The 24586-nt window shown below is 65.8% G+C and carries 15 protein-coding genes; 11 read left to right on the top strand and 4 right to left on the bottom strand.

The features are described 5' to 3' along the window. The first annotated feature begins 140 nt into the window (after positions 1 to 140). The 5 genes from K7G82_RS04945 to K7G82_RS04925 all read left to right on the top strand — a co-directional run bounded on the left by K7G82_RS04945 (position 141) and on the right by K7G82_RS04925 (position 6137). Positions 141 to 1682, top strand: a complete 1542-nt coding sequence (locus K7G82_RS04945; protein ID WP_222988729.1) for a sensor histidine kinase — start codon at positions 141 to 143, stop codon at positions 1680 to 1682. Further along, entirely contained in the window at positions 1679 to 2359 is a 681-nt protein-coding gene (locus tag K7G82_RS04940; RefSeq protein ID WP_222988728.1) for a response regulator transcription factor, read from the top strand. The genes K7G82_RS04945 and K7G82_RS04940 overlap by 4 nt, the downstream gene beginning before the upstream one ends. A 147-nt stretch (positions 2360 to 2506) precedes the next feature. Then, the gene (locus K7G82_RS04935) at positions 2507 to 4609 is read left to right on the top strand and encodes a PA5441 family protein (RefSeq protein ID WP_222988727.1); all 2103 of its coding nucleotides are present in this window, start codon (positions 2507 to 2509) and stop codon (positions 4607 to 4609) included. Positions 4610 to 4628: 19 nt separating this feature from the next. Further along, the gene (locus tag K7G82_RS04930) at positions 4629 to 5318 is read left to right on the top strand and encodes a DUF3142 domain-containing protein (protein ID WP_222988726.1); all 690 of its coding nucleotides are present in this window, start codon (positions 4629 to 4631) and stop codon (positions 5316 to 5318) included. A gap of 123 nt (positions 5319 to 5441) precedes the next feature. Next, positions 5442 to 6137, top strand: coding sequence for a hypothetical protein (locus K7G82_RS04925; RefSeq protein WP_246623277.1), 696 nt, complete (start codon positions 5442 to 5444; stop codon positions 6135 to 6137). Positions 6138 to 6709: 572 nt separating this feature from the next. On the opposite strand, the gene K7G82_RS04920 is transcribed toward K7G82_RS04925, so the two are convergent. Further along, positions 6710 to 7738, bottom strand: a complete 1029-nt coding sequence (locus tag K7G82_RS04920) for a CapA family protein (RefSeq protein ID WP_222988724.1) — start codon at positions 7736 to 7738, stop codon at positions 6710 to 6712. Positions 7739 to 7905: 167 nt separating this feature from the next. Here K7G82_RS04920 and K7G82_RS04915 point away from each other — a divergent pair, with 167 nt between their 5' ends. From K7G82_RS04915 to K7G82_RS04900, 4 genes are read left to right on the top strand one after another with little or no spacing between them, the layout of a single operon-like run. Further along, the gene (locus K7G82_RS04915) at positions 7906 to 10794 is read left to right on the top strand and encodes a TonB-dependent receptor (RefSeq protein WP_222988723.1); all 2889 of its coding nucleotides are present in this window, start codon (positions 7906 to 7908) and stop codon (positions 10792 to 10794) included. Positions 10795 to 10823: 29 nt separating this feature from the next. Continuing rightward, positions 10824 to 12377 (top strand): AbgT family transporter, encoded by a 1554-nt coding sequence (locus K7G82_RS04910; protein WP_222988722.1) that lies wholly within the window; start codon positions 10824 to 10826, stop codon positions 12375 to 12377. After that, complete coding sequence (locus K7G82_RS04905) at positions 12374 to 14209, top strand: CocE/NonD family hydrolase (RefSeq protein ID WP_222988721.1); 1836 nt, start codon at positions 12374 to 12376, stop codon at positions 14207 to 14209. The genes K7G82_RS04910 and K7G82_RS04905 overlap by 4 nt, the downstream gene beginning before the upstream one ends. Before the next feature lie 9 nt (positions 14210 to 14218). Continuing rightward, complete coding sequence (locus K7G82_RS04900; RefSeq protein WP_222988720.1) at positions 14219 to 15136, top strand: LysR family transcriptional regulator; 918 nt, start codon at positions 14219 to 14221, stop codon at positions 15134 to 15136. A gap of 3 nt (positions 15137 to 15139) precedes the next feature. On the opposite strand, the gene K7G82_RS04895 is transcribed toward K7G82_RS04900, so the two are convergent. From K7G82_RS04895 to K7G82_RS04885, 3 genes are all read right to left on the bottom strand, one after another. Then, entirely contained in the window at positions 15140 to 16429 is a 1290-nt protein-coding gene (locus K7G82_RS04895) for an aminotransferase class V-fold PLP-dependent enzyme (RefSeq protein WP_246623276.1), read from the bottom strand. A 35-nt stretch (positions 16430 to 16464) separates the two neighbouring features. Continuing rightward, positions 16465 to 18327: a glucans biosynthesis glucosyltransferase MdoH gene (gene mdoH / locus K7G82_RS04890; RefSeq protein ID WP_222988719.1), complete on the bottom strand. Its 1863-nt coding sequence runs from the start codon at positions 18325 to 18327 to the stop codon at positions 16465 to 16467. 161 nt (positions 18328 to 18488) lie between these two features. After that, positions 18489 to 19997 carry an OpgD/OpgG family glucan biosynthesis protein gene (locus K7G82_RS04885; protein WP_246623275.1) on the bottom strand — a complete coding sequence of 503 codons (1509 nt, stop codon included), beginning with the start codon at positions 19995 to 19997 and terminating at the stop codon, positions 18489 to 18491. Between the two features lie 255 nt (positions 19998 to 20252). Between K7G82_RS04885 and K7G82_RS04880 the strand changes: the two genes are divergently transcribed. Further along, a complete protein-coding gene (locus K7G82_RS04880; protein ID WP_222988718.1) occupies positions 20253 to 22007 on the top strand; it encodes a putative bifunctional diguanylate cyclase/phosphodiesterase in 1755 nt (584 codons plus the stop codon). A 333-nt stretch (positions 22008 to 22340) separates the two neighbouring features. Further along, entirely contained in the window at positions 22341 to 24539 is a 2199-nt protein-coding gene (locus K7G82_RS04875) for a penicillin acylase family protein (protein WP_222989024.1), read from the top strand. Positions 24540 to 24586 lie beyond the last annotated feature (47 nt).

Here is a 24586-nt window from a genome sequence, read left to right as displayed (position 1 = left end):
TTCCCAGACATCGCGCGTCCCACCACGACAGCGGACTGCTGTCAGCTCCCGGCATCAGTGCCGCTGTCGTGGACCAGAAGACCTGAAGCTGGAGCACGCGCCCAAGTGGAGATCGGTTTTTCGCACCGGACGCGTTCGAGATGATACTGTCCGGTTCCTATGGACAGATCCAGATGACTCCCGGCTTCGCCACAGACCGTTTTTCGCTCGCGTCGTTCCGCCCGCAATTCGGCCTGAAGGAATTCGCGGCGACGATCCTGATCGTACTCGCCTCGTCGGTCGCCGCGTTCGCGGTGGAACCCGAATATGGAGAGGCAGCGAGCGCGCTGATCTTCATGCTCGGCATCACCCTGGCGGGGGCCTTTTTCGGGCTTGTCGCGGGATTGCTCGCCGCGATCTCCGCTTTTCTCCTCTATAATTTCTATCTGACCGAACCCGTGCTGACGCTGCGCCTGGCGACGGGGCGTGACGTGGCGCCGCTGGTCGTGTTCAATCTCTGCGCGATCGTGACCGGCGTACTCGCCGGCCGGTTGAAGGATCGCGCCCAGGCCGCGAGCCGCAGCAATCGCAATCTCTCCACATTGCTGGGAGCCAGCCAGACGCTGCAGCGTGCGGTTCGGCCGCAGGATGTGGCGGAATCGCTCGACAGGGCGGCCGGACAGCTCGGCCTGGACATTTCCCTGTTCGTCTTACGCGGCGTGGCCCTGATCGCACTCGATGCCGCTGCCGACGAAGATGAACGCCGGGCTTTGGCCGAAACCGCGCTTGCGAGCATGGATGGATATGCGGAGGCCGGGGCATTGGTCGCGCACAGGCTGGATGGCAGCGATGGGATGATGGGGGTGATGACGGTCTCGGCCGGTTCGGAGCGTTTCGACGCGCCGTTTATCGCGGCGCTCGCCAATCTCCTGGCGCTCGCGCTCGAACGCGCGCTGCTCTCCGAACGCATCGCGGAGACCCGCGCGGCGGCGCGCACCGAAGAATTGAAGACCGCCTTGCTGTCGTCGGTCAGCCATGATTTCCGTACGCCATTGACCGCGATCAGCGCATCGGCATCCAGCCTGATCGATTATAGGGACCAGCTCGACGAACCCACATCGCTGCGTTTCCTGCGCGGGATCGTCGACGAATGCGACCGGCTGAACCGCTTCACCGCCAATCTGCTGGAAATGGGCCGGCTGGAAGCGGGGCAGGGCAGCGCCCGGCTGCAATTGCTTTCGGTGGGTGACATGCTGGGCACCGTCATCCATCGCGTGCGCACCCGCGCCGGCGACCGGGAGATCGTGCGAAGGCCGGGCGGCGCCGATCCGCTGGTGAATGCCGATGCGTCGCTCTTCGAACTGGTGCTGATCAATGTGCTCGACAATGCCGTGACGTACAGCGCGGATGGATCGCGGATCGAGGTGGATTGCGTGGAGGAAGACGGATTTTGCAGCATCACCGTGGCCGATCAGGGGCAGGGCATTCCCGATGCCGATCTTGAGCGGGTGTTCGAACGCTTCCACCGCGTCGTCCGGCCCGAACCGTCGCCGCGCGGCAGCGGGCTGGGACTGGCGATCGCGCGCAGCTTCGTCGAGGCATTGGATGGCGAGATCGTCGCGCGTACGCCGGGGATCGGAGCGGTGGGGACGCGGATCGTGATCCGTCTGCCCGTGGTGAAGCCCGGGGAGGTGCCGGCGTGAGTACCACCCGCATCCTGCTTGTCGATGACGAACCGTCCTTGCTCGCCGTGCTCGAACCGGTGCTGGCCGCCGCCGGCTACGCCGTCTCGGTGGCGAGCACGGGCATGAGCGCCCTGGCACAGGTGAACGACGACCGGCCCGATGTGATCCTGCTCGACCTCGGCCTGCCCGATATGGACGGCAAGGATGTGATCCGCAGCCTGCGCGGGCTGGAAGGGGTGCCCATCATCGTCATTTCCGCGCGTCACCAGGAAGCGGAGAAGATCGCCGCGCTCGACGAAGGCGCAGATGATTATGTCGACAAGCCCTTCGAGATCGGCGAACTGATGGCGCGCATCCGCGCCGCGCTGCGCCGCCATTCGCGCCAGCCCGCGACCTTCAGCGCCGGCCCTCTCGCGATCGACTTCGCGACGCGGATCGTGTCGCTCGACGGCGACGTGCTCAAGCTTTCCCCCAAGGAATATGAATTGCTGCGGACGCTGGCGCTGAGCGCGGGGCAGGTGGTGACGCACAAGCGGCTGCTGGCAGCCGGCTGGGGCGCGAGCGCCACCGATACTCAATATCTGCGCGTCTATATCAGCCTGCTCAGGCAGAAGATCGAGGAGGATCCCGCCGATCCGGAGATCCTGCTGACCGAACCGGGCGTGGGCTATCGTCTCGCCGCGCCGGTCGGCTGATATCAGCCTGCGCGGCGCTTGAGCGTTGCAAGGTGCAGATGCGTCGGCATCCCTGCACCTTGGCATGAGGACCGAACTTCGCGCTGGCGAAGCGGCCGGTTGCACGGCAATGGGCTGTGCCGCATCTTGCGCTTCGGGAGGATCGCCATGCAACGCGTCTGTTTCGCCTTCGCCTCGCTGCTTCTCGCCTCCGCCTGGTCGGCCCCGGCCGAGGCGAGCGGCGACTATGGCTGCTATTCGTCGTGGAAGCTGGCGCATCGCGACCTTAGCGGTTGCGACAATATGGCGGCGCTCGGGCCGGGCAACGATACGCGCGTGAACCTGACCCTGTTGATGCAGGATGCGCGTTCGGATGCGGCGCCCAACGCGCCCAACCTGCCGACGCCGGATCCGCTGTTCGAATGGTATGGTTTCCGCAAGAGCCTGGCGCCCCGCGCCGAAGGCGCGGAGGATGCGCGTTATGCCGATGGCGAGGGATCGCGATGCCGCAGCAATCCCACGGGGGCGGCGGGTTTCGAGGCGGCCGTCAACGCCGCCAGGAAGCTTTCCGACGGGGAACGCACGGCGCTGATCGCCGCGCGGCGCGGCTTGCAGCCCGATTGCGCCGGTGCTGGCGGCAGTCGGGCGGCGCTGGCGGGCACGGCGAATGCGCTGCGCTCGCCGCTGGCCGGCGCATTCGGCCATTATCTTCAGGGCGCGGCCGCCTTTTACGATGGAGATTATGACGCGGCGTCGGCCGAATTCCGCGCGCTCGGTTCCGCTGGCCAGCCCTGGCTCAAGGAAACCGCGCGATACATGATCGGCCGTGTCGAGGTGAATCGCGCGCAGATCGGCGCGTTCGACGAATATGGCTATCCGCGCGAGGCCGCGGAGAACGACAGTGCCGCGATCTCGGGCGCCGAGGCGGCGCTGCGTGCCTATCTCAAGGAGTATCCGCGTGGAACCTATGCCCCGTCGGCGCGGGGGCTGTTGCGGCGTGTCTATTGGCTGGGCGGGCAGACCGATCGGCTGACCGCCGAATATGCGGCCGCCTTTGTGCAAAGCCCGGCGGCGCGGGGCATCGACGACGTCACCCTGGCGGAGGAAGTCGACAACAAGCTGCTGTCACAGCTCAAGCCCGGGGCGGTGAAGGATCCGATCCTGCTTGCCACGCTCGATCTCGCCCGCATGCGCGGCGACGCGATCGCGTCCGACGGCATGTGCTGCGGCGGTGCGATCAGCCGTGAGGAACTTGAGGGGCAGCGCACCCTGTTCTCGGGCAAGGCGGCTCTGTTCGATTTCCTGCTGGCCTCTCACGCCTTCCATGTCGCCGGCCAGCCGGATGAGGTGCTGCGCCTGATCCCCGATGCCGCGCGGCAGCAGCGCTTCGGCCCACTCGCCTTCAGCCGTCAGATGCTGCGCGGCATGGCGCTGGAGGCGAAGCGGGATCGCAATGCACGCGGCTTCTGGCTGGAAATGCTGCCGGGCGCGACGCAGCCGCATCAGCGGGCGGCAATCGAACTGGCGCTGGCGATGAACGAGGAGCGCGGGAAGACGCTGGCGCGCGTCTTCGCTGCCGGCTCGCCGGTGCGCAACGCCATGATCCGCGAATTGCTGCTCGCCAATGTCGCCGATGCGGCGTTGCTGCGGCAGCAGGCGAAGGACGCCAATGCGCCCCGGCACGAGCGCGACGTGGCATTGTTCACGCTGCTCTACAAGGGCGTGACGCGTGGCGCCTATCGCGACTTTCTGGGCGATCTCTCGCTGGTGCCGGCCGATGCCAAGGCCGATTCCTATCTTTGGGGTTTTCCCGCCGTCGAACAGCCGCCGCTCGGCATCTTCACGCGTTCGACCGCGCTTGGCGATATCGGCTGCTCGCCGCTTCGCGATACAGCGACGCGGCTGGCCGCCAATCCGCGCGAACCGCGCGGGCTGCTTTGTCTGGCCGATTTCATGCGCGCCAATGGCTTCGACGGCTTCGCGCTCGATAGCGAACGGCCACGCGACGAACTGGCCGGCACCCCGTCGCTGTTCGCCGGCGGGGTGTTCTCGCGGCTGGAGATCTACAAGCGCGTGATCGGGGATCCCAAGGCGGCCGCCGACGACAAGGCCTATGCGCTGTATCGTGCGGTCAATTGCTATGGCCCGTCGGGCAACAACACCTGCGGCGGCACCGAAGTGCCGATCGATCAGCGCAAGGCCTGGTTCCAGCGGCTGAAAAAGGACTATCCGGCATCATCATGGGCGAAGGCGCTGCGCTATTATTGGTAGGCGCGCGCTCTGCTGCCTGATGTCGGCGCTGTCCCCGATGCTCGTTGCGGCATCCGTGCCTGCGGACAGGGTGGATGCGCGGGATCATGACGCCTTCTGGCTCTGGGCCGGCGTGCGGCCGCAGCCGGTGCTCGACCGGGCGAGGCGCGTCTATGTGCTGCAAGGACAGGTCAGCACCCGCGATACCGTCCGGCTGATCGCGCAGCGCCCGGCGATCCCGAGGATCGCCCATGCCGATGTCTGGATCGTCGTTCGCGTCGAAACGCTGCGCTGGCCCCCACAGCTCTACGATCAACTGCTCGTCCAGCTCGAACGCTGGCGTGCGGCCGGCAACAAGGTGGTCGGGATCCAGATCGATTTCGATGCGCGGACGCGGCATCTGGAGGATTATGCCGGTTTCCTCGCCGGATTGCGGGCGCGGCTGCCCGCCGATTGCCGGCTGGGCATCACCGGCCTGCTCGACTGGAGCGCCAATGGCGATCCCGCCGGGTTGGACGCGCTGGCGGGTGTCGTCGATGAGGTGGTTCTGCAAATCTATCAGGGGCGCCGGGTGATCCCGGGCTATGCCGGCTATCTCGCCCGGCTGGACCGCCTGAAGCTGCCCTTTCGCATCGGGCTGCTCCAGAATGGCGAATGGCGGCCACCGCCGGATCTGGAAACCAACCCGAATTTCGGTGGTTATGTCGTGTTCCTGACCAACGATCGCTGAAACGGCGGCCCGGCGGGTTGCCGCCCGAAGGGCCAGCGCTTAATATGGTGTACGATGCGTTCGGCGTATTCTCATTCTTCGCCGGACCGCGCCCGCGAACCGCTTGGGCGGCGGGCGATCGCGTTGCTGCTGGCGTTCGCGATTCACGGTCTTGGCCTGCTGCTGCTGTTCATGCTGGCGCCGCCGCAGCTTTTCGTGCGCAGGGAACCGCCCAAAAGCTTTCAGTTGCAGTCGGTTTCCGAAGGGCCCGAAGCGCCGAAGCAGAGCGAGAAGGGGGAACGCGCCAAGCCCAAGGCAGGCGAGGCCGCGGCGCCGCCACGCCCCGTCCTGCCGGTGCCGCCGCCCGTTATCGCCAAGCCGGTGGAGGAACAGCCGCCACCGCTCGACATGATCGTCCTGAGCAGGAAGGATTTCGCCGCCGCCGACATCTCGAAACTGGCGAAGGCCAATAATGGCGGGGCGGACAGCGGCGCGGGCAAGGACAGCGCGTCCGCGATCGGCCCGGGCGAGGGGCCGGGCGGCGCGCGCCTCTACAATGCCGAATGGTATCGCGAACCGACCGATGCGGAGATCTCCTATTATCTGCCGCCCGGCGGCGCGCGCGTGGGCTGGGCGATGATCGCGTGCCGGACGATACCGGACTATCGTGTCGAGGATTGCCGCCAACTCGGTGAATCGCCGCCCGGATCGGGCCTGTCGCGCGCGCTGCGCCAGGCGGCCTGGCAGTTCCGCGTGAAGCCGCCCCGACTCAACGGCAAGCTGATGGTCGGCGAATGGGTGCGGATCCGCTTCGATTTCACCGAGGGCAAGGTGAAGTGATCGGCAGGTTACTGAAAACTCTCCGTCATCCCCACGCAGGCGTATTGTGGTGTCCGGGATTTTTGCGGGAGGTCTGCGTAGGCCTCATAATTCCACGGAATGTTCCGACAATGCCAGTGCCCAGACATGGTTTGCAGTCGCAGTGCACCTCTCCTCCCCATCGAAGATGGGGAGGGGGACCGCCGACCGCAGGTCGGTGGTGGAGGGGAAATGCGATGGATCATCCAGCACCGTAGCTGCTGGCAATCCTGAGAGAATCCGCTTCAAAGGCAGCGCGAAACGGAGGCATCGTCCTTCCCCTCCACCACGCCGCTTCGCGTCGTGGTCCCCCTCCCCATCTTCGATAGGGAGGAGAATTCTTCCCGCCTCAAGCTTCGAATAAAATCCCGGACACCAGTGCACGCTGGTGGGGATCCATAAACGCAAGCATTGCCGCGACAAACTTCTCCTCTTTATCGAAGATGGGGAGGAGAAAATCGTTTCGGCGCGCATACTGATAAAAATCCCGAACTTCGCTGCGCTTGAACGGGAACAACGATGTGTGAACCCGGGCTCTCCGGTAGCTTGCCGGCTTATCGGCCAGTTCCGAACCGTGTCGATCGTTCCTTGGCCAGTACCGGATAGCCCGCCGAATATTCTCCGCCATATTTCCGTGCGTCGAGCTGCACGGGCACCAGATCGGCACCCTGGAAACGACCGTCACGGAAACGGGCATCGACGATCAGCGATCGCCATGTGGCGGGGCCATAGGCGCCGTCGGCCTTGCGCGTCTGGAAGATGAAATTGCCCAGGCCGTGGAAGATGGGCGCCCCCTTATACTGTTCCATGCCCTGCATCAGCGGCGTGCCGTGCGCGACGAAGGTCGAGGCGCCGGCATCGATGCAGGCGCGCGCAAAACTACGCTGCCATTCGGGCGTATCTGCCTGAACCTTCTCCCAATAATGATTGTGCAGGCAGAAGATCACGGTCGCAGCACTCGACCGGGCGGCGCGGATCGCGTCGAGCGTGCGCACGACGTCGCCGGGATCGAGTTCGCCCGATGCCAGCCGCCGGATCTCGGCGACACCGGGCCTTTCGGCGGTAGCGGCTGCACCGTCGCGGATCGCGCCGGCGGCGGCCGAGACCAGCGCCACACGACCGGCGGGTGTGTTCTGAAAAGCCGCGCGCGACGCGGTCTCTAGGTCGCGTCCGGTGCCGGCATGGACGATCCCGCGCCGGTCGAGCGCATCGATCGCGGTCAATATGCCGCCGCTGCCCAGATCCCAGGCATGATTGTTGGCGGTCGTCACCATCGTGACGCCCATCGTCTTCAGGCAATCGATCACGTCGGGCTTGGCGGCGTGGAGTACTTCGCCCGTGCGGGTCGGCGGCCCGGCGCCGGGGCCGTCGATGGCGGTCTCGAGATCGGTGAAGATCACGTCAGCGCCCGCCATGCGGCGGACGATCGCGTCCATGCCTGGCCAAGGCGGCGCGCAGAGATTCTGCTGGATCAGTGACTGGCCGAGCAGGATGACGCGCATGTCGCGCGGGCGGCGCGCCTGGGCGGCCGGAATACCGAGCACCAGGCCGGCGGCGAGCAGGCTTCGTCGATCGAGCATCATGCCGGATAGTCCCCCAAAACCGCTCTTCTGCAACGGGCATATCCAATCGTGCCGAATGCGGGCAAGGTCATGCCCGATCTGATATGGGTGGATGAAAAGCCGTCATCAGATTTCGCCGTGGCGCCGGATCGTTAAGCCAATAAGCCGAATCGGGGATGGAGGGAAAAATGACGGATTGGCTTTGGGCGCGGTCGCGTGCGGCACGGATGGGCGGCGCACTGATCGGCAGCAGCCTGATCGCACTGGCGATCGCGACGCCGGCCTTTGCGCAGGCGGCCGATCCGGCACCGGCGGAAGAGGCGGCCGAGGAGCCCGTCGATATCGTCGTCACCGGATCGCGCATCCAGCGCCGCGACGCCGAAACCGTCGGCCCGCTGCTGACCCTGACCGCCGACGATATCTCAAAATCGGGCACGGCGTCGCCGGGCGAACTGCTCCAGCGCCTGCCTTCGGCGGGTGTCAGCCTCAATTCCAACGGCACGCAGGGCACCTCCTATGGCGCGGCGTCGATCAATCTCCGCTATCTGGGCGGCGGCGAAGGCAGCGGCAATCGCGTGCTCGTGCTCGTCGACGGCCATCGCTGGGTCGATGCGGTGGGCCAGCGCGGATTTCGCGATTTCGTCGATCTCAACACCATCCCGATGGGCATGATCGACGGCGTCGAAGTGCTGAAGGACGGCGCGTCGGCGATCTATGGCGCCGATGCCATCGCGGGCGTCGTCAACATCAAGACGATCCAGCCTTTCGACGGCATTCGCGGCTCGATCCGCGCAGCGACCACCGACAAGGGTGATGGCGAGGAATATACCGCGATCCTCAATGTCGGGAAGCGCGTGGGCCGCGCCTCGTTCATCCTGTCGGGCAGCTATTTCAAGTCGCAGCCGATCCTGACCAGCGCGCGCGACCTGACGACGCTGTCGCTGGTGCCGGTGACGACGCCGGGGACGAGCCCCAACGGCCTCTACATCCTGCCCGGCCTTGCCAATAACGCCTATTTCGGCACCGCCGCCGGTTTCGGCAGCAGCGCCAGTCCGATCGCCTTCAACGGCGGCGCGGGTTATGGCGCGGGCAGTCTGGCGGACAACAGCTATCATGTCGCGTCGCTGCCCGGCGATTTCTACAACACCCAGGCGCAGGGCATCTATTCCACCGGCCCGTCGGAGCGTTACGGCATCTACGGCCGCTTCGGCTACGAAGTGACCGACGACATCAATTTCCATGTCGAGGGGCTGTACAACCGGCGCAAGTCGAACCAGCTCTTCTCGCCGGTGCTGCTCGATATCGGCGGCACGGCGGGCACGGTGCGGGGCTTCTCCATTCCCAACGGCCACGCCTATAATCCGTTCGGCACGGCGAATGGCGTGCCCGTGGCGAACGCGCTCGCCTTCGCCGCCAATTCAGCCTTCCGTATCCGCAAGGTGATGAGCGATGTCGGCAATCGCGACAATCGCCAGGATGTGGAGACGGTGCGTATCGCCGCCGGGCTCGACGGCGGGTTCGAGCTGTTCGGCAATCGCTGGAGCTGGGACATGTTCGGCAGCTATGCCAAGAACAAGATCAACTCGATCGCGCTCAACGGCATCAACTACGACAATCTGTTCCTGGGGCTCGGCAGTCCCGCCGCCTGCGCGGCGGTGGCCGGCTGCGTGCCCGTCAACCTGTTCGGCCCGATGACCGAGCAGCAGGCGGCGTTCATCCGCTTCACCACGCGCGAGTCCAATTATACCGAACTGTGGAACGCGTCCGTCAACGCCACGGGCAGCCTGTTCGCGCTGCCGGCGGGCGATGTCGCGCTCGCGGTCGGCTACGAATATCGACGCAACAAGGGCGTCGACAATCCCGATCCGATCGCCAACGCCGCGCCGACCTATCTGAACGGATCGCTCTACACCAAGACGACGGCGCAGACGCGTACGGCGACCTCGGGCAGCTACGACCTGCATGAAGTCTATGGCGAATTGTCGATCCCGCTGCTCAAGGATTCCGCGCTCGGCAAGGCGCTCGATCTGAGCCTCGCCGCGCGCTATTCGGATTATTCGACGGTCGGCGGCAAGGCGACCTTCAAGGCGGGGGCGGGTTATCGTCCGTTCGACGGGCTGCTGATCCGGGGCACCTATGCCCAGGGCTTCCGGGCGCCCTCCATCCTCGAACTCTATCAGGGCGCCCGCCAGACCAGCTTCCACGGCACCGATCCCTGCAACGGCGGTGCAGCCGCCAATGCGGGCAAGCCCGGCTGCGCGGGCGTGCCGGCGGGCTATAACCAGATCAACTATAATCTGAACGGGCTGATCCCCGGCGTCATCAGCGGCAACACCGCGCTGAAGCCCGAAACATCGGACAGCATCAGCGTTGGCGTGGCCATCACGCCGCTTTCCGGCCTGTCGCTGACCGTCGATTACTACAAGATCAAGATCAAGGACGCGATCGCCGCCCAGTCCGCGACGCAGATCCTGCAGCTTTGCGCGCTCCGGTCCGGCGTGTTCTGCGATCTGGTGAAGCGCGACGCGAGCACCGGCGCGATCCTGGAACTGCTCCAGGGCGCGCAGAACCTCAATTCGATCAGCACCGATGGCGTGGACGCCACGCTGCGCTACGATTTCCGCACCGATATCGGCAAGTTCGGCGCGGTGCTCGACGCATCCTATCTCGGATCCTTCCGCACCGTCTCGCCCGATCCGGCGACGGGGGCCACGATCATCGACGATCGCGCCGGCAAGGGCGATCAGCCGCGCTCCACCTATCCGCGCTGGAAGGGGCAGGCATCGCTGAGCTGGGCGGGCGAGGCGGTCGATGCGGTGCTGCGCGCCCGCTATATCGGCAAGACCACCGATATCGTGAACACGGTCAAGAACGCGCGCACCAGTGCGGTCACCTATATCGACGCGGAAATGGGCTTCGACGTGGAGGACGGGCGTGCCCGTTTCGGCATCGGCGTCAACAATCTGTTCGATCGCGCGCCGCCCGCATCCTATGCCAATGCGCCGATCAACTACGATATCTACACCTATGACGCGCGCGGCCGGTTCCTCTACGCCCGTTTCTCGGTGAAGATGTAGGATCGACCGGGGCGGGCGGAGACAGGCGCATGGACGATCAACCGGCGGTCGGGCGGCGGAGCTGGCTCGATCGCGTGGAGCGGCTGGGCAACGCATTGCCCGATCCCGCCTTCATCTTCGTCGCGCTGATCGTGGTGGTGATGGCGGTTTCCGCGATCGCGGCGGCGGCGGGCTGGTCCGCGATCAATCCGGCGACGGGCGAGCGGATCGCGGTGGAAAGCCTGTTCTCGGCGGACAATCTGCGCAAGCTGCTCGTCGAGATGCCCAAGACGCTCGCCGCCTTCCCGCCGCTCGGTTTCGTGCTGGTGGTGATGCTCGGCGCTGCGGTTGCGGAACGGGCCGGGCTCTTTACCGTGCTGATCGGGCGCGCGGTCCGCAACCTGCCGGTGCGCTGGCTGACCCCTTGCACCTATTTCATCGGACTGATGTCGCACCATGCCGGGGACGCGCCCTATGTCGTGCTGATCCCGCTGGCCGCGATCGTCTATGCGGAGGCGGGCCGCCATCCGCTCGCCGGGATCGCGGCGGCCTATGCCGGCATTTCGGGCGCCTTTGCCGGCAATGTCCTGCCCGGCCAGTTCGATGTGCTGATCCTCGGCATCACGCAGGCGGCGGCGCATCTGCTGGTTCCCGGCCATGTCCTCAATCCGCTCGGCAACTGGTGGTTTACTGCTGCGCTCGGCCTGATCGTGCTGCCGATCGTCTGGTTGGTGTGCGACCGGCTCGTCGAGCCTAGGCTGGCGCGCTGGCAGGCCGATGGCCCCGATGCCGGGCTCGCGGCCCCGGTGGGCGAACTGCATGTGTCGCAGCGCCGGGGATTGCGCCGGGCCGGCCTGGCGGCGCTGGTGGTGGTGGCGCTGTTCGCCGCGCTCACGCTGACGCCCGGCTTTCATCCCTTGATCGACGATGGCGCGCAGGGCGCCGCGCGGCTCACGCCCTTTTACGGCGCGCTGATCGCGGCCTTCTTCCTGCTCTTCCTCGCTTGCGGTTGGGCCTATGGCGCGGCGGCGGGCACGATCGCGTCGCACCGCGATGTCGTCGCGATGATGGGGCAGGGGATGCGCGATCTTGCTCCCTATATCGTCATCGTCTTTTTCGCCGCGCATTTCGTCGCGCTCTTCGCCTGGTCCGGGCTCGGCCCCGTCATGGCGATCAAGGGCGCCGAACTGCTGCGCGGGCTGGCCTTGCCGGTGCCGCTGCTGCTGATCGTGCTGCTGCTGATGTCGTCGGTCTTCGATCTGCTGATCGGTTCGGCAAGCGCCAAATGGAGCGTGATGGCGCCGATCGCGGTGCCGATGCTGATGCTGCTCGGCGTCTCCCCCGAAATGACGACGGCGGCGTACCGGATGGGGGATTCGATCTTCAACATCGTGACGCCGGTCGCGTCCAATTTCGTGCTGGTGCTGGTGATGTGCCAGCGCTGGGTGAAGGGCTTCGGCGTCGGATCGCTGATCGCGATGATGCTGCCCTTCTCGATCGCGATCGGGATTACCGGACTGGTGCTCGTCGCGGGCTGGGTGACGCTCGATCTGCCCGTGGGGCCGGGGGCGCCGGCGCGCTATGTCGTGGCGGCGGCGCAATGAACGATATGCCCGCATCGATCGCCGATGCGATGGTGCCGATGCGCGACGGCGTGCGGCTGGCCACCGACATCTATCTGCCGCCCGACTGGCAGGAGGGGGATCGTCTCCCCGTGCTGCTGGAGCGGACACCTTATGACAAGCGCGGATCGAACCATGGCGATTTCACCCGCGACGACCCCAGGCTGCGCAGCAAGCCGGAGATCGCGTGCTGGTTCGCCGATGCAGGCTATGTCTTCGTCCTGCAGGATTGCAGGGGGCGCTATGGTTCCGAAGGCGTCTTCACCAAATATCTGAACGAGGCGGAGGATGGCGCGGATACGCTCGCCTGGCTGCTTCAACAGCCTTGGTGCGACGGGCGCGTCGGCACGATGGGCCTGTCCTATGGCGCGCATGTCCAGAGCGCGCTCGCCTGTCTCGATCCGCCGGGGCTGGCCGCGATGTTCCTCGATTCCGGCGGCTTTTCGAGCGCCTATCACGGCGGTGCGCGCCAGGGCGGGGCGTTCGAACTGAAGCAGCTCACCTGGGCGCGGAAACACGCCCTGCTCGCGCCGGAGAGCGCGGCCGATCCCACGCGCCGCGCCGCGCTGGAAGCCGAGGATATCGGTGCCTGGACGCGCCGGCGCTGGCGCCGCGGCTATTCCCCGCTTGTTGCCGCGCCGGAATATGAGGCGTTCATCCTCGAACAATGGGACAATGACCGGCTGAGCGATTTCTGGAAGCAGATCGGTATCTATGCGCGCGGCTATTACAGCCGCTACGCCGATGTGCCGATGGTCCATATGGCGAGCTGGTACGATCCTTATTCGCAGACCGCGATCGACAATTTCACGGGGCTGGCGCCGATCAAGCGCGGCCCGGTGAAACTCGTGCTCGGCCCCTGGACGCATGGCCAGCGATCGGTGACCCATGCCGGCGACGTCGATTTCGGGCCGGAAGCGACGCTCGACGGCCATGTCGGCGCCGATTATTTCACGCTTCGCCGCGACTGGTTCGACCGCCATCTGCGCGGCCGTGACATTGCGGAGCCGTTGCCCGCGCCGGTGCGGATCTTCGTGATGGGCGGCGGCAGCGGGCGGCGCAACGGCGATGGCCGGCTCGACCATGGCGGGCGCTGGCGCGACGAACAGGCATGGCCGATCGCGCGCACCGTGCCGACGATGCTCCATCTCCATGGGGACGGCATGTTGCGGCCGGACGCGCCGGAAACCGGCTCGTCTCCGCTCGCCTATGATTTCGATCCGGCCGATCCCGTGCCTACGATCGGCGGCGCGATCGCATCGGGTGCGCCATTGATGTTCGCCGGCGCTTATGACCAGCGCGAGACCGCCGATCTCTACGGTGCGACGAAACCGGGCCGGGCGCTGGCCGATCGGGCGGATGTGCTGGTGTTCGAAACGTCGCCGCTCGATGCCGATGTCGAACTGACCGGCAGCGTCGTCGCGCATCTTCATGTCGCGTCCTCGGCGGTCGATACCGATTTCACGATCAAGCTGGTCGATGTTCATCCACCGAGCGCGGATTATCCGCAGGGCTATGCGATGAACCTGGCGCATGGCATCCTGCGTGCGCGATTCCGCAATGGCTTCGAAACGCCCGAGCCGATGGAGCCCGGCAGTGTCTATATGCTCAGCATCCCGACCTTCCCGACGAGCAATCTCTTCCTGGCCGGCCATCGTATCCGGATCGAGGTGTCGAGCAGCAATTTCCCGCATTTCGACGTCAATCCGAACAGCGACTGGCGCGTGCCGGGCGCGCCGCCGCAAGTGGCGCGCAACAGCGTCCATGTCGATCGGGATCACCCCTCTCATGTCGTGCTGCCCGTCATTCCCTGAGCCGATGTCATGACGGCGGCACGGCGATCGGCCGCTTCATTGGGCGTGCGCGCGCTCGGCACCTTTGCGGAGGTGATCCGCACGGGGTCCGCCACCGTCGCGGGCCGCAATCTCGGCATGACCCAGCCGGCGGTCAGCCGGATCATCGCGCAGCTCGAGGCGAATGTCGGCTTCGAGCTTTTCTATCGCGATCGCGGCCGGCTGATCGCCACCAAGGACGGGCTGGCGCTCGCCGAAGAGGTCGAACTGGCATTGGCGGGGCTGCGCCGTGTCGACAGCCTGGTCAGCGATATCGCGACATCGGCGGTCGGTGAATTGCGCGTCGTGGCGCCGCCCAGCTTCGCTGAAGGGTTGCTACCGGAGATCGTCGCCGCCTTTCTCGAACGTTTTCCCGGCGTGCGTTTCAGCCTGGATTCGCGGACGACCGAAACCGCCAAGGCGATGATCGCCACGCGCGTCGTCGATTGCGGCTTCATGAAGCTGCCCGTCGACGACAGCGATCTGCGCTGCGAACCGCTGATGGCCAATGGCTCGGTCTGCGTGCTCGCCGCCGATCATCCGCTGGCGCGCCACGCCACGCTGACGCCCGAATTGCTGGCGGATCAGCCGCTGATCCTGCTCGGTTCGGGCCGGCAATGGCGCGTGCAGGTGGACGCGGCCTTTGCCGCATATCGGCTGCGTCCGCGCGTCGGAATCGAAACCCACACCCATGGCTCCGCCTGCGCGCTGGCGGCACGCGGCGTCGGCATCGCGATCGTCAACGAACGGCTGGCGCGCAGCTATCTGCGTGATCCGCTCGTCGCGCGGCCGTTCACGCCACCGATCATGCATGAATATGCCTTCGTCACCTCGGCGCTGTCGCAGCCTTCAAGACTGGCGCGCGAATTCCACGATCAGGCGCGCGCGCTTCTCGCAGGTCAGGACTGATCTTCAGCCACGGGTGAGCAGGTCGGCGACAAGCGCGATCTCGTCTTCGCTGTTGTAGAGATGCGGCGAGAAGCGGATGAGCGGCTGGCCATCGGCTTCGTTCTGCGCGGTGGCGATCTTCGCGCTGCTCCACAGTCGGGCGCGCATGGCTGTGACATCCTTGCCCGGAAAGGCGACGGTGATCACGGGGCCGGACAGGTCGGGATGCGCCGCGCCGACGATCCTGGCGCCGGGCACGCGCGACAAGGCCGTCCGCATCGTCCTGGCGACATGGCGCACGCCGCCTTCGATCATGGTTTCGCCGATCCCGTCCATCATATCGAGCGCGGTTTCGATGGCCTCCAGCTTGGGATCGTCGCGCTGGCCGAGGATCTCGTATTTTTGCGCGGTTTCCAGATTCTTCGGGTCGGTCAGCCAATAGCCATGGCTCAGCATCAACGGATTGAGTTCGGCCTGCCGATCGCGTTTCACATAGAGCACGCCGCCTTCGAGCGGGCCGAGCAGCCATTTATGCGTGCTTGCCGAATAGGAATCGACGCCGAGCGCCGTCATGTCGAGCCTGAGCCAGCCAAACGTCTGCGCGCCATCGACATGAAGCCATGCGCCGGCCTTTCGGGCCAGCGCCGCGATGTCAGCGATCGGATAGGCGAGGCCGGTGACGTTGGTGATATGCGACAGGAACACGGCGCGCGTTCCCGGTGTGATCGCCGCGGCGAACGCATCGACGATCTGCTGCGGAGAGGTCGCTTCGACAGGCACGGGCAATACAACGAGTTCCAGCCCCTCGCGCCGTGCGCGCAGCCGCCAGGTATCGAGTGTCGATTGATGGTTGTGCGCGGTCAGTACGACACGGTCGCCGCGCTTCAGGTCCAGCCCCAGCACCGCGACGCTGTTCGCCTCGCTTGCGTTGCGGACAAGCGCGATCTCCTCGGCCCTGGCGCCAATCCGCGCCGCCAGCCGGGCGCGCAGCCGGTCCGCGATCAGCGGATAACGTTCGCGGAATTCGCGCGACGGATTGTCCTGAAAGGCGGCGTTTCCGCGCGCCTGCACATCCGCGACCTTGCGAAAGCTCGGGCCGATATTGGCGGCATTGAAATAACGGATATCGGGGGCGAGCAGCAATTGCGCGCGCAACGCGGCAGGGGTGAAACCGGGCTTCGCGGCCTGAACCATCGGCGAAGACAAGCTGGGCGCGGTCGACAGGGCGGGCGCCGCCGACAGGGCGAACGGGGCCAGCGTGGCGCCGTGCAGCATGTCCCGCCGCGAAATGCCGCCGGTTCCCGTCGATCCCATGCCATCTGCCCCCGATTGCCCGTTCGGGGGGCAGCCTATCGCATGGGGGGCGGTACGGATAGGGTGATGCGGTCGCCATCGGTCGCGGTTCGCAGTGCGCCGATCTCCGCCAGGTCGTTGGAAACAGGCAGGGCGGGCGCATCCTCATCGACCGCCAGCACGCCGCGCCGCGCAAGCCGATCCCCCCAATCCGCGCGCGCGGTCAGCGATGCGGTCACGGGCGCGAGCAACAGGCTGAAGACGATCGGCAGCAGCCAGGGCGTGGAGCCGCCGGCAATCAGGATCATCGCCAGGAAGGCCAGGCCGATACCGACATGATAGCGATAATCATTGAGGGCCTGGCGGAGCGGAATGCCGTGCGCGTCGCGCCGTTGCGGCCGCCAGCCGCTCGGCCTGCCGCGCAATATGTCGAACACCGCGATCGTCTGGCTGATCATGGTGACCGGCGCGACCAGCATCGCAAGCGGCACTTCGAGCATCATGCTGCGCAGCACGCTGCGCGTGCCGCCCAGCTTGTCGCGCTGTTCGCGGTCGATGGCGATCCATGCGAGCGACAGCAGCTTGGGGCCGAACAGCAGCGAAAGCGTCAGCATGATCGGCCAGAGCGACGGCGCGAAGGATGATGCATCGACCAGGCCCGCGCCCTGGAGCAGCGCCACCAGCGCCAGCATCAGCCAGAGCGGCGATGCGAGATAGGCGGAAGCGCCCATCAGCAACTGCAGCCGGTTGATCCAGTGGAAACCGGCGGCGGCGAGCAGGCGGATATGCTGGAGATTGCCCTGGCACCAGCGACGATCCCGCACCGCATGGTCGTTCAATGTCGGCGGAAATTCCTCATGACTGCCCTCGATCGACACCATATGGACCGCCCAGCCGCGCCGGCGCAGCAGGCCCGCCTCGACCATGTCGTGGCTCATGATGTGTCCACCGAACGGTTCGCGCCCCGCCAGTTCGGGCAGGCCGCAGCTTTCGGCGAATGCCTTGACGCGGATGATTGCGTTGTGCCCCCAGAATGTGGCCTCCGCGCCCGACCACCAGACCAGTCCGGCCGTCGAAATCGGGCCATAGGCGGCCGCGGCGAACTGCTGCCAGCGTGCGAAGATCGTGCGGCCGCCGACGACGCTCGGCACGGTCTGGATCAGCGCGATGCCGGGGCTGCGGTCCATCACGCCCGCCAGCCGCGCCATCACTTCGCCGCGCATCAGGCTGTCGGCATCGAGCACGACCATATAATCATATGCACCGCCGAAGCGGCGGACCCATTCGGCGATATTGCCGGGCTTGCGTGCTAGATTCTGCGATCGGCGGCGGTAATAGACGGGCAGAGGGCAGGCATCGCGTAGCGCGAGATAGGCTGCATGTTCGGCCTCGGCCGCGTCCGCGCCGGAATCGCTCAGCAGGAAGATGTCGAACTGGCGCGCGACGCCGGCTTCCGCCAGCGTCTTGGCCATGGTGTGCACGCGCGCCGCGATCGGCCCCATATCCTCGTGATAGATGGGGACGAGCACGGCGGTCCGCCGACGTGGGATGGCGGTCGGCCATGCCGAGAAATGCGGTTGGGCACGCCCCGCCAGCAGCACGCAGAAGCCGATCACGGCGTTCACGAAACCCAGCGCGATCCAGCAGAACAGGCTGAGCGTGAGCAGGAACAGTGCGCCGTCGAGCAGGCCCGGCAGCCTGAGCCCGGCGAGCGGGCGCATCATCTCGGTTGCCGCGAACATGCCGAGCGCGAGGGTGGCGACGACCACCAGGATCCGGCGCTCGATCATGTCGTCGGGCGTGGTCACCACCCGGCGGCCGGGGCGGGGGGCCTCCCGGAAGGACTGGACGGGCATTTCGATCGGGGCTTCGGCGGGAAGGCCGTCGGCAACGCCTGCCGGCCGGATGGGCGCCAGCATATCCGCCGGCAAGCGTGGGTGTGGGGAACCGTCCGGCAATGTGCGACCTGTTTGGCTGTTTTTACGGCAGTTCGTCCCTTTCCGCTGGAAAGGGGCGATGTCGGCTCAGAACTGCCGGGCCGGTGGAGCGTTCCGGAAGGCCGCCCCGTTTTTTGAACGTTTCAGCCGAGCAGATAGAGCCAAGTCTCTGTAAGTGACTGATTTTGCATATCCAATATCGCGCGCACGTCCAGCGGCTGCTCGCCGTCCCGTTGGATATCCAGGATGAGCCGCCAAAGATTGGCCTGGCCGTCGACCGGATAGCAACCCTGGTTGACCACGCGGCCGCCGTTCACGCTCGCGCGCGGCGCGACCGGGGATTTATGGGTCAGGCCGGCGAACCGGTCGCCCGCGAAATCGACGACGAACTTGACGATATCGGGCGAGGGTTGCTTGCCGGGAATATTGCCCTCGCCGATACGGCAGGCGACTGCGCGGGCGACCGCCAAAGGCTCCGGTTCGCCGCCGATCCAGCGCATCCGATAGTCATGAACCAGCCGATCGCCGGCGCGGGGCGCTCGTTCTGGCGTCCAGAATGCAACGACATTGTCCGCATATTCTGTGCTGGTCGGAAACTCGTAGAGCGTCACCGCGCCCTTGCCCCAGTCGCCTTCGGGCTCGATCCACAGGCTCGGGCGCTTTTCGTAGAAGACGCCGTCATCCTGATAATGGCCGAAATCGCGGTCGCGCTGCATCAGGCCGAAGCCCTTGGGGCGGGCATCGATGAAGCTGCTCGTGCGCGGACGCGGCGGGTTGGCGAGCGGCCGCCAGATCCGTTCGCCCGTGCCCGTGCGGATCGCGAGACCATCGGAGTCATGGATTTCCGGCCGCCAGTCGCGGGCCGGTCCACGATCGCCCTCGCCATACCAGTACATGCTGGTGAGCGGCGCGATGCCCAGGCGCTCGACCGATCGGCGCATATGAAGCACCGAACTCACCGACTGAACGGTTTCCTCGGCGCGCCGTTCGCTGACGATCCGGAAAGCGCCCGTCATGCTGGGCCCGTCGAGCAGCGCATAGACGGTGACGGCGCCGTCCCTGCCGCGTTCCAGCCAGACATGCGTGAAGACCGGGAATTCTTCCGGTGCATTGGCGCCCGTATTCACCGCCACTCCGCGGGCGGACAGGCCATATTGCGCAAGCGGTCCGGCCGCGCGGAAATAGGATGCTCCCTGGAACGCCAGCCAGTCGCCGCGCCCGCCGGGGTTCATGACGCGGAAGCCCGAAAAACCGCCGCCTTTGCCGATCGCCGCCATCGGATGATCGGCCGGATGGCGATACAGCGCCGGATCATAGGCGAAGGGACGGGCGATGCCGTTCTCGACCACCGCAATGGAAACGGGATGGCGCGCGGTTCTCGTCAACGGGAAGAAGCGGACGCCGCCATCGCCCCACAAGGTGCGGTCCGGCCGGTATTCGACGTCATTCGCGGCGTCATAGCCCATCTTGTCGAGCAGCGCGCCGGCATCGGCGGGCGGGCGCCACGCCTGGCGATGCAGTGCGAGCGCGCGGCGCTGGAGCAGTTCCCACGAAAAAGCCTCTCCGCGTCCGGCGGCCGCGTGCAAGGGCGCCAGCCGCGCCAGCGCCGCCATTCCCACCAACCCCGCAATCGCTTCGCGCCGTGTCGTCATTCATCGCCTCGATTATGGGCACATAACGATATGGAAGCTGAACGGCTCCCGAGCGGGGCGATGGGAGAGTCTGTTTGCAAAATGCGCCGATGCCTGTGGAGGGCGGTGCGGCTCTGGAAATGTGCTCTTCCGCACATTTCCAAACAGACTCTCAGATGATTCCGATCGCATCGGGCGGCACAGTCGCGTTCCAAAATGGTCGTTATTTAGAGTTGCGTAACGTTGATTCGGCAATCTCATTTCAAAGAGGTGCCATTGACCCAGCTCGACGCCAAAGCCGAAACAATCGGCACCCGCCCGCAGCGCATCGATTGCCGCAACCGCGATCGCGTCGCCGATATCCTTATACCTTTCGCGCATGTCGCTTATCAGGCGCTGATCACGACCGACGCGGCCGGCCGCATCACCTTCTGGAATCACGGCGCGGAGAAGATGTTCGGTTATGACAGCACCGAAGTCGAAGGGCAGTTGATCGAACTCATCGTGCCGGAACGTTTCCGCACCGCGCATCGTGAGGGCATGGCGCGGGTGGCGGCAGGCGCGCCGTCGCAGATGACGGGCCGGCCGATCGAAGTGATCGCCGTCCGTCGCGACGGTACCGAATTTCCTGCCGAAATGTCGCTGTCGATCTGGGTGGGGCCGCTGGGTCTCGGCATCGGCGCACAGTTGCAGGACATATCGGAACGGCGCGCGCGTGAGGAACGGCTCCACCATCTTGCGACGCATGACGATCTGACGGGCCTGCTCAATCGGAACAGCTTCAGGCTGCGGATCGAAGGGCAACTCGAGAAGACCGGCGTGGCGACGGTGCTCGTCGTCGACCTGGACGATTTCAAGGGCGTCAATGACGGGCTGGGCCATGCGGTCGGCGATACGCTGCTGCAGGCGCTCGCGCTCCGCCTGTCGGCGTCGATCGCATCCGACGAAGCCCTGGCAAGGCTGGGTGGCGACGAGTTTGCCATCTTGTTGTCGGAGACGCAGGATCCCTGCGGTGTCGGCTTGCGGGCGCAGGTGCTGATCGATCTGATCAGCCGTCCCTTTTCCGTCTGTGGGCATCAGCTTCACGTGTCCGGCAGCGTCGGGATCGCGATGGCGCCACTCCATGCCCGCGACGCCGAGGAACTGGTGGTGCGCGCCGATCTTGCCCTATTTCGGGCGAAGCATGATGGCGGGCGCCGCTATCGGCTGTTCGATACCGGCATGGAACGGCAGCTTTCCGCGACCCGCGCTTTCCAGGACGAGTTGCGCGACGCCTTCAAGGGGCGCCAGTTCGAACTCCACTTCCAGCCGCAGATCGGTCTGGCCGATCGCCGACTGATCGGTGCGGAGGCATTGCTGCGCTGGCGGCATCCGACGCGCGGGCTGCTCTATCCGCAATCCTTCCTGTCGGTACTCGAAACCCATGCTCTCGCCGTCGAGGTCGGGTCGTGGGTGATCGACGAGGCATGTCGCTGCCTTGCCTCATGGCGCCGGATGGGGATTCCCGCGCGCCGCATCAGCGTCAACCTGTTCGCGGCGCAGCTTCGTGCCGGTCCGCTGGTCGACGTGATCAACGATGCCCTGACGCGCCATGAACTGGCGCCCGAGGATCTGGAGCTGGAAATCACGGAAACCATTGCGCTTCGCCATGATTCCCGGATGCTGGAACCCCTGCGGGAAATCCATGCGCGCGGTGTCGGCATCGCGTTCGACGATTTCGGGACCGGCTTCGCATCGCTCAGCACCCTGAAGGATTTTCCGCTGACGAGCCTCAAGGTCGATCGCAGTTTCGTGCAGGATCTGGGCACAGACCCGCACAGCGCGGCGATCGTGAAGGGGGTTGTGACGATCGGCCACAGCCTGGGGCTGAACGTGATCGCGGAAGGGATCGAGACCGCCGATCAGGAAGCGTTGTTGCGCGAATGGTCGTGCGATGCCGGGCAAGGCTATCACTATGCGCGCGCCATTCCGTCGAACGAATTCGTCGCGATGTTCGCAGGCGACCGTGTCGCCGCGACCGGGCATCGGTGAGCGCAACCGAACCGGCCACATCCGATGGTCCAGTATATTGACAAGGGCCCGGATTGGGTGATGATGGCCGACGCAGCAAAGTCTGGGATGTCTGCGCGCCGGCCATCTGCGGGTATCTCTACTCGCCACGGATTGAAAATCCGTGGGCCGGCTATGACATCGCCGTTGATCGGTACCCACATATTTTCGACCAATGGCGTTTGTCGATGCGCCCTTCGCGATATGGCGCCCCCAGATCCCCGAAGCTGCGCCTGATCTGTCGTCGGCCCTTGTCCTTTGTGCCGCGATGACGGCATGAGCATCGGCACGAGACTGGATGACGAGGGGGCGGTGATGACGAGACTGGAAGCGAGCGGGGGCCTGATCGCGGTGGCCGCTGTTCTTGCGCTGGCGGCGCCGGCCCAGGCCGCGTGCGGCACCGCCGGGCAAGCGGGCGTCGCGGCGACGCGCACTGCCCCGCGCGAGGTCACCATCACGCGCGACAGCTGGGGCATCGCGCATGTCGAGGGCAAGACCGATGCCGATGCGGTGTTCGGCATGATCTATGCGCAGGCCGAGGACGACTTCAACCGGATCGAGACCAATTATCTCGTCAATCTCGGCCGGCTGGCGGAAACGGAGGGAGAAGGCGCGATCTGGCAGGATCTGCGCCAGCGCCTGTTCCTCGATCATGACGGTCTCAAGGCGGACTATGCCAAGAGCCCGCAATGGCTGAAGACGCTGATGGTCGCCTGGGCCGATGGGCTCAATCATTATCTCTCCACTCACCCGGAGGTCTGCCCGCGCGTGATCACGCGCTTCGAACCCTGGATGGCGCTGTCCTTCACCGAAGGCAGCATCGGCGGCGATATCGAAAGCGTGCCGCTGAGCCAGCTCCAGGCATTTTACGAGGATCGCACGATCCGGATGAGCGCGCTGGAGCGCGGACTGGTATTCCGCGAACCGCAGGGGTCTAACGGCGTCGCGATCGCGCCGAGCCACACTAGGGACGGCAAGGCGCTGTTGCTGATCAACCCGCACACCAGCTTCTTCTTCCGTTCGGAATTGCAGATGAAGAGCGGGGAAGGGCTCAACGCCTATGGCGCCGCCACCTGGGGGCAGTTCTTCATCTATCAGGGCTTCAACGAGAAAGCGGGCTGGATGCATACGTCCAGCGGCGTCGACAATGTCGACGAGTTCGCCGAGACGATCGTCGAAAGACCCGACGGTAGCCGCGCCTATCGGTACGGCAAGCAATTGCGCCCGCTCACCACCCGCGCGGTGACGCTCGCCTATCGCGCGGCCGACGGCACGATGAAGCAGCGCGGATTCACCGCTTATGCCACGCATCACGGCCCGATCGTGCGCAAGGCGGAGGACGGCAAGTGGATCGCCTTCGCGCTTATGAACCGGCCGATCGCGGCACTCCAGCAAAGCTATCTGCGCACCAAGGCGCATGATTATGCGAGCTTCATGAAGGTCGCCGAGTTCAAGGCCAATTCGTCGAACAACACATTGTTCGCCGATTCAAAGGGTGAGATCGCCTATCTCCACCCGCAATTCGTACCGATCCGCGACGACCGCTTCGATTATCGCAAGCCCGTCGACGGCAGCGATCCGGCGACCGACTGGAAGGGGCTGCATGCGCTGTCGAGCCTGCCCCGGGCGATCAATCCCGGCAATGGCTGGGTGTTCAACACCAACAATTGGCCCTGGACGGCGGCGGGCGCGGACAGCCCCAAGGCTGCCGCCTTCCCGCGCTACATGGATCAGGTGCGCGAGAATCCGCGCGGGCCTCATGCCGAGCGCGTGCTGGCCGGTCGCCGTGATTTCACGCCGCAGTCGTTGATCGACGCGGCCTATGATCCCTATCTGACCGCCTTCGCGCGTTTCCTGCCCAAGCTGATCGCGGCCTATGACAGGCAGCCCGATGCGAAGCTCGCCGGGCCGGTCGAATTGCTGCGCGGCTGGGATTATCGCTGGGGGCTCGATTCCGCGCCGACCTCGCTCGCGGTCTTCTGGGGCGAAGCGCTCTGGGCAAAGACCTCGGCGGCGGCGAAGGCGGCGGACATGACGGTCTGGGATTATATCGACGAACGCGCGACCGATGCGGAACGGCTGGCCTCGCTTCGCGAAGCTGCAGACCGGCTGACCGCCGATTTCGGCGGCTGGCGCGTGCCCTGGGGCGAGATCAACCGCTATCAGCGCAATGACGGCGCGATCGTCCAGACCTTCGACGATACCAAGCCCAGCATCGCCGTGCCCTTCACCTCGGCGCAATGGGGCTCGCTCGCCGCCTTCGGCGCGATGCGTTATCCCGGGACGAAGCGCTATTACGGCACGCGCGGCAACAGCTTCGTCGCGGTCGCCGAATTCGGGCCAAGACTGAAGGCGTGGGCGGTCAGCGCCGGTGGCGAAAGCGGCGATCCGGCGTCGAAGCATTTCGCGGACCAGGCGCAGCTTTATGCCGACGGCAAGCTGCGGCCGGTTTATTATTATCCCGAGGATCTGGCAGGGCATGTGGCGCGCCGGTACAAGCCGGGGGAGCGGTAAGAGGGCTAAAACTCTGGCACGTGGGGTCTGCCAACCCGAAGGCGCCT

It is taken from the genome of Sphingomonas colocasiae, assembly GCF_019880585.1.
Lineage (GTDB): Bacteria > Pseudomonadota > Alphaproteobacteria > Sphingomonadales > Sphingomonadaceae > Sphingobium_A > Sphingobium_A colocasiae.
This window is presented reverse-complemented; position numbering and strand designations above follow the sequence as displayed.

What these genes read in the sequence shown, in the direction of transcription:
- K7G82_RS04945 (WP_222988729.1), top strand. Translation starts at nt 141, where the DNA reads ATGATACTGTCCGGTTCCTATGGACAGATCCAGATGACTCCCGGCTTC.
- K7G82_RS04935 (WP_222988727.1), top strand. Translation starts at nt 2,507, where the DNA reads ATGCAACGCGTCTGTTTCGCCTTCGCCTCGCTGCTTCTCGCCTCCGCC.
- K7G82_RS04930 (WP_222988726.1), top strand. Translation starts at nt 4,629, where the DNA reads ATGTCGGCGCTGTCCCCGATGCTCGTTGCGGCATCCGTGCCTGCGGAC.
- K7G82_RS04920 (WP_222988724.1), bottom strand. Translation starts at nt 7,738, where the DNA reads ATGATGCTCGATCGACGAAGCCTGCTCGCCGCCGGCCTGGTGCTCGGT.
- K7G82_RS04915 (WP_222988723.1), top strand. Translation starts at nt 7,906, where the DNA reads ATGACGGATTGGCTTTGGGCGCGGTCGCGTGCGGCACGGATGGGCGGC.
- K7G82_RS04910 (WP_222988722.1), top strand. Translation starts at nt 10,824, where the DNA reads ATGGACGATCAACCGGCGGTCGGGCGGCGGAGCTGGCTCGATCGCGTG.
- K7G82_RS04905 (WP_222988721.1), top strand. Translation starts at nt 12,374, where the DNA reads ATGAACGATATGCCCGCATCGATCGCCGATGCGATGGTGCCGATGCGC.
- K7G82_RS04900 (WP_222988720.1), top strand. Translation starts at nt 14,219, where the DNA reads ATGACGGCGGCACGGCGATCGGCCGCTTCATTGGGCGTGCGCGCGCTC.
- K7G82_RS04895 (WP_246623276.1), bottom strand. Translation starts at nt 16,429, where the DNA reads ATGGGATCGACGGGAACCGGCGGCATTTCGCGGCGGGACATGCTGCAC.
- mdoH (WP_222988719.1), bottom strand. Translation starts at nt 18,327, where the DNA reads ATGCTGGCGCCCATCCGGCCGGCAGGCGTTGCCGACGGCCTTCCCGCC.
- K7G82_RS04885 (WP_246623275.1), bottom strand. Translation starts at nt 19,997, where the DNA reads ATGACGACACGGCGCGAAGCGATTGCGGGGTTGGTGGGAATGGCGGCG.
- K7G82_RS04875 (WP_222989024.1), top strand. Translation starts at nt 22,341, where the DNA reads ATGACGAGACTGGAAGCGAGCGGGGGCCTGATCGCGGTGGCCGCTGTT.